Below are 5,192 nucleotides of genomic sequence, written 5' to 3'. Positions count from 1 at the left end.
GCTCTCTCAGTGCTGTCTACTATATATTCACAGCGTATACTGAGAGAGCTTTTTTACCATTTCTTTGACTTTTCAAACAGCCTCTAACACACACTCGGTAGCGCGTGTTGAATAACTTTACGCAGGTAACACCAATCTGAATGTTTGGCCCGAGACGGATCGCTAAATCCACGCGTTCAGATACTAGATCAAGATTTGTATCTGTTAGTAGTAGTTCAAGTTTAAGATCGGGAAATAAATCCCGAAATTCTGGGAGTAAGGGCACAAGGAATTTATGACCAAACGCTACTGAGGTCGTGACTCTCAAAGTACCGATAGGGCCAACACTGACTGCAAGGGCTTCGTCACGAGCGTGTTCTAGCTCATCTAACAAAGCATCAACACGACACAAGTAGAGATTTCCGGACTCTGTTAGGGTCAAGTGCCGTGTTGTTCGCTGGAATAAGCGTATGCCTAATTCTTCCTCAAGAGAGGCGACGACTCGCGATACAGATGAGGGATCTATGTTGTGGTCTCGGGCGACTGCTGCAAAACTGCCTCGGCGGGCTACTTCAATGAAAATACGTAAGTTTTCCAAATCCATTCTTGTATATTATGCACGAGTGTGATGCAATAGCAACTATTGATACCATTTGATAGATAAAGTAAGCTGATCCTCAAGAAAACAATCATGTCTCTAAGGAAATAATTATATGTCTATAGTTGCTGTACTTGGTATGGGTGCGATGGGGTCGCCCATGGCCGCAGCACTCTTAAAGGCAGGTCATGAGGTTAAGGTATGGAACCGAAGTCCAGGTAAGACAGCTCCTCTTGTGGAAATGGGGGCTGAAGCCGCCGATACACCTCGTGCAGCTGTGAAAGAAGCAGACTTTGCTATCTGCATGGTGCGAGATGACGATGCCTCAAGGGATGTATGGTTAAATCCTGACACTGGTGCACTGGCTGGCTTGTCTAAAAACTCCCTAGCTGTTGAAAGTTCAACAATAACTGTTGCTTGGGCACGGGAACTCGCAAAGCGCTTTTCTCAGAATGGAATCACCTTCTTGGATGCACCAGTAGCTGGTTCTCGCCCGCAGGCAAAAGCAGGCCAGTTAATTTACTTTGTTGGTGGTGAAGCCGATGCTGTTGCAAAGGCAGAGCCAGTTTTAAAAGCTATGGGCAACGCGGTACACCATGCTGGGCCAAGTGGGAGCGGAGCAGCTGTCAAACTTGCTGTAAATGCCCTGTTCAGTGTGCAAGTTGCAACTGTAAGCGAGTTGATCGGACTCATGCAACGTTGCGGACTAGATGAAACCAAGGTGATGGACATTGTGTCCTCAACTCCGGTGTGTAGCCCGGCAGCTAAAGCAGCAGCAGGTGGAATACTGGCTCGCAACTTCGCCCCAATGTTTCCTGTTGAGCTTGTGGAGAAAGATTTAGGTTATGTGTTCGACACAGCCAAGCTAAATGGTGCGTCGGTGCCAATGGCGGAAACAGCTCGGGATGTCTTTACGGAAGCTATCAAGCGAGGTCACGGTGATGAGAATATAACTGCTGTATCTCATCTATATCTATAGTTCTGTAGTTTTGTAGTTGACTTTGGTTTTCATATTCAGGCTAAGTGGGGAACGAAATATGGTGATAGGCAAAATTTACCATTTTCCCTAATTTGTGCAACAACGCCAATTTAAGTTAGTAAATCTGCGTTTCTACTACATATTTACCACTACCCATTTTTGCAATTACTTAGGAGAATTAAAATGACCCAAGTAACAAGTAAAGCTTCAATTAACAAGCTTGACAAACCACAAACAGCTGGTACAAAGGTTTGGGATGTGATCGTTGGTCTATACAGTTATCCAACTTTGCTAGTTGCTCATGAACTAAAACTGTTTCCCCTCCTAGCGGAAACACCACGCACTTTAGAAGAGATTTCCCAGAGTCTAAACCTTGCACCACGAGCAGCAGGAACGCTTTTATCTGTATGTGCATCTCTGGATTTTATCGAATTAAAGGATGAATACTACTCCCTTACGAATGTTGCTTCTGAGTATTTACTTGAAACTAACCCTACTTCTTTTTGCGGCTATTTGGATTTGATGATTGCTAACGCCGATTCCTTCTCCTATGTGGGAGTTAAGAAAGCAATTTTGACAGATGCTCCTATTGTTTATGAGGGTGATTCTTTATACGAAGTTCACGAACAAGAAAATAAAGATCAAGTTACGCGCACTTTTACAAAAGCCATGCATTCCATTAGTGTTGCTCCCGCCCTAGCGTGGCCTGAAACTCTAGACCTCTCTAGCAATAAACATCTGCTGGATATTGCTGGGGGTTCTGGTGCTCACAGCATCGGTGCAACCCTCAAGTGGCCTAAATTGAAAGCCACAATTTTGGATATAGCGCCAGTCTGCGAAGTCGCTCAAGAGTATATTGTAGAGTATGGACTGTCAGAGCAAATCACCACTGAAGTTAGGGATATGTGGAATGATCCATTTCCCTCTGCTGATTTGCATTTTTACTCGTTAATATATCACAATTACGACCTTGAGAAAAACCGTTTTCTGACAAAAAAAAGCTTTGATAGTTTAGAGCCTGGTGGACGCATAATTATTCATCAGTGGCTATTTAACGATCATCGGACAGGGCCATTATCCACTGCGGCGTTCAATGTGATTATGCAGATTTGGTGTGCTGGCGGACAAGAATATTCAGGTCTGGAGCTATCTACCATACTGGCAGAGGCTGGGTTTGTTGACATTGAAGTTAAACCGACCTTTGAATATTGGAGTATTGTAACTGCTCGAAAGCCAGAGTAGGCGATCGCTAAAACACCGATTCAGTAATCAAAGATCATAGCCCTGCGCCTATTGGCAAGCATTACTGGATAAATTGGGTAGCAATAAAGTTTTCTCAACATTAAAGCCTTACCAACTCTACTGTAAAATTTTTAACTGGGAACTTGAAAATAATGACCAAACTCATAGTTTACGGAACTCCCCTCAGTACTTATGTTCGTACTGTCCGGTTGCTGCTAGAATCAGCAGGTTTAGATTACACCCTTAAAGGAATTGATATCTTTACTGGAGAAAACCAGTCAGCGGAGTATTTATCCAAAAATCCTTTTGGATAAATACCAACTCTGGAAGTAGATGGAGAACTGCTTTATGAAACAACAGCAATTACCGAATACCTCGATATAATGTTTACCGATAACAAGTTCAGCCCATCTGAACCGATGCTCAAAGCGCGGATGCGTCAGATAATAGGGATTATTGATAACTATCTTTATGCTCATGTTGGAACAATTGTAATGCAATGCTTGGTTGTACCAAGTCAGGGCGGCAATACAGATTCCGATTTGGTACAAAAGGCTTCCGCACCAGCAAAAAAGGCTATAGAGGCAATTGAATCACTATCTGTTGCTAGCCCGTATCTACTTGGTAGCCAACTAAGCATTGTCGATTTCTACCTAATTCCTCTCTTCATCTACCTATCGCAGACTTCGGAGTTTGAGGTAATTACTGGTCAAACTCCGAAACTACGGAGTTGGTGGGATAAGGTCAATCAGCTTGAGAATGTAAAAAAAGTGACTGTATAATTTCCAATGGGGTTGTATGCAACAGCTTACAACCCTTCACTAACTGCAATCTGCTGTATTATCAATTTTAAAATACCGTCCCATTTTTTATTAAAAGCTGCTCATAATCATCTGGAGTATCTAAGTCAAATACACCTTCGGAGAAAGGAATTGCTAAAACTTCTCCAAGATATTTTTTAATTATCTGTCTTGCACCATCCGTACCACTGAGTGTAGTTAGTTTTGCAAATAAAGTGCGGTTAAATAATGCAGGAACACCTAAAGTGTTTGCATATTGTGAAGCAACGATTGGCTTAAGAGTAGTTTCGTAAACTTCAACAAGTTGATTGATGAGTTGAGGTGAAATAAAAGGTTGATCGCATACCATCAAAACAACAGATTTTGCTTCTTTGTTGATGAGATTAAGGGCTTGTATACCAACACGAATAGAGCTACTTATTCCCTCACCAAAAAGTGGATTTTCTACAATATGTACTTCTTCTGAGTTAATCTCTGGTTTGATCCGTTCAGAATATGGCCCCAATACAACAATAATTGGGTGGCAAACTGAAGCATTGGCCACTTCAACTATATGCCCAATCAAACTCTGTTCACCGTAACGTAGAAGTTGTTTTGGCGTTCCCATACGAACTGATGCACCAGCAGCAAGAATAATTAGACCGACATCAGACATGTGATTTCCTCTCCATGAATTGAGCCAAATCTTGCCCTGAGCATTCCACCAGAGCGATTTGCCAGCACTGCTTGAATTTCTGCTACGATTGAGAGCGCGATCGCTTCTGGTGAATCTGCACCAATATCAAGACCCACAGGAGCGTAAAGACGTTGCAATTGTGTATCTTTTGGCAAAAATCCCTCAGACTTGAGGTCTTGTAGTAATCGCTGAGTGCGGCTTTTAGGGCCAAGAATACCAATGTAGGATACAGAGGATGGTAACAAGGTTCGCAACAGTGCCAAATCGCTCTCATATCTATGAGTCATAACTATAGCAACTGTGCGTGAATTCAGATCGAGGTGGTTCTGAATTGTTTGAGGTTCGCTAAAAATAATTTGGTCTGCATTGGGAAAACGTTCAAAAGTTATATAGCCTGGTCTGTTATCGACAACTGTGACGTGCCAACCTTGGTGTTTGGCAAGATTGACAACTGGGATGGCATCATGGCCTGCACCAAAAACTACCAAAGGAACAATAGGATGAATGACTTCTAGGAAGACTCCAGCAATACCACTGGGAAGAATATAAGACTTTACCCGCGATTCCCCTTGGTTGAGTACTTGTTGGACATCTACCAAAATTTGCTGCACAAGTAATTCATCTTCAATATTACTAATAACAGTACCATCTGGCTTTAAGAACAATCGAGATGCTACTTTGGCGATGATTTCTCCACTCACTTTAAATACGGTAGCCATTACCCCCGACTCTTGCCCATGCAGACATTCAGCAATAAAATCTAGCTGACCTTTGGCTAATTGGTTCGAGAGCGGCTCAATGAGTACCTTAACTACACCAGGACTTACGCAACTGGCACAGGGCGATCGCATTTTTATAGTAGTTATGTACTAAAAGGTGACGGTGTACTCAGAGAACATTGCTGAAATTAGTAACAGT

Annotated in this window: 7 protein-coding genes; 4 read left to right on the top strand and 3 right to left on the bottom strand. The window is 42.6% G+C overall.

Going from position 1 to position 5,192, the window contains the following annotated elements; all coding sequences use genetic code 11:
- Nucleotides 1-19: 19 nt before the first annotated feature.
- Complete coding sequence (locus H6G26_RS38225; protein WP_190736912.1) at nucleotides 20-583, bottom strand: LysR family transcriptional regulator; 564 nt, start codon at nucleotides 581-583, stop codon at nucleotides 20-22.
- 109 nt (nucleotides 584-692) lie between these two features.
- On the opposite strand from H6G26_RS38225, the gene H6G26_RS38220 reads away from it, so the two are divergent.
- From H6G26_RS38220 to H6G26_RS41980, 4 genes are all read left to right on the top strand, one after another.
- Nucleotides 693-1,556, top strand: coding sequence for an NAD(P)-dependent oxidoreductase (locus tag H6G26_RS38220; protein ID WP_190736910.1), 864 nt, complete (start codon nucleotides 693-695; stop codon nucleotides 1,554-1,556).
- A gap of 183 nt (nucleotides 1,557-1,739) precedes the next feature.
- Entirely contained in the window at nucleotides 1,740-2,798 is a 1,059-nt protein-coding gene (locus H6G26_RS38215; RefSeq protein WP_190736908.1) for a methyltransferase, read from the top strand.
- 152 nt (nucleotides 2,799-2,950) lie between these two features.
- A complete protein-coding gene (locus H6G26_RS41985; RefSeq protein WP_199327270.1) occupies nucleotides 2,951-3,112 on the top strand; it encodes a glutathione S-transferase N-terminal domain-containing protein in 162 nt (53 codons plus the stop codon).
- Nucleotides 3,113-3,181: 69 nt separating this feature from the next.
- A complete protein-coding gene (locus H6G26_RS41980) occupies nucleotides 3,182-3,580 on the top strand; it encodes a glutathione S-transferase domain-containing protein (RefSeq protein WP_199327269.1) in 399 nt (132 codons plus the stop codon).
- 67 nt (nucleotides 3,581-3,647) lie between these two features.
- Here H6G26_RS41980 and H6G26_RS38205 read toward each other — a convergent pair whose 3' ends face one another.
- On the bottom strand, nucleotides 3,648-4,253 hold the full coding sequence (locus H6G26_RS38205) for a nucleotidyltransferase family protein (RefSeq protein ID WP_190736906.1): 606 nt from the start codon (nucleotides 4,251-4,253) through the stop codon (nucleotides 3,648-3,650).
- Nucleotides 4,235-5,125, bottom strand: a complete 891-nt coding sequence (locus H6G26_RS38200) for an XdhC/CoxI family protein (RefSeq protein ID WP_190736904.1) — start codon at nucleotides 5,123-5,125, stop codon at nucleotides 4,235-4,237. The genes H6G26_RS38205 and H6G26_RS38200 overlap by 19 nt, the downstream gene beginning before the upstream one ends.
- Nucleotides 5,126-5,192 lie beyond the last annotated feature (67 nt).

Origin of the sequence: Nostoc sp. FACHB-888 (assembly GCF_014696655.1) — a bacterium.
Lineage (GTDB): Bacteria > Cyanobacteriota > Cyanobacteriia > Cyanobacteriales > Nostocaceae > Nostoc.
Note: the sequence above shows the minus strand (reverse complement) of the source record. Positions and strands in the feature narration are given on the sequence as shown.

Coding starts and splice junctions, on each gene's coding strand:
- H6G26_RS38225 (WP_190736912.1), bottom strand. CDS start 583: ATGGATTTGGAAAACTTACGTATTTTCATTGAAGTAGCCCGCCGAGGC.
- H6G26_RS38220 (WP_190736910.1), top strand. CDS start 693: ATGTCTATAGTTGCTGTACTTGGTATGGGTGCGATGGGGTCGCCCATG.
- H6G26_RS38215 (WP_190736908.1), top strand. CDS start 1,740: ATGACCCAAGTAACAAGTAAAGCTTCAATTAACAAGCTTGACAAACCA.
- H6G26_RS41985 (WP_199327270.1), top strand. CDS start 2,951: ATGACCAAACTCATAGTTTACGGAACTCCCCTCAGTACTTATGTTCGT.
- H6G26_RS41980 (WP_199327269.1), top strand. CDS start 3,182: ATGTTTACCGATAACAAGTTCAGCCCATCTGAACCGATGCTCAAAGCG.
- H6G26_RS38205 (WP_190736906.1), bottom strand. CDS start 4,253: ATGTCTGATGTCGGTCTAATTATTCTTGCTGCTGGTGCATCAGTTCGT.
- H6G26_RS38200 (WP_190736904.1), bottom strand. CDS start 5,125: ATGCGATCGCCCTGTGCCAGTTGCGTAAGTCCTGGTGTAGTTAAGGTA.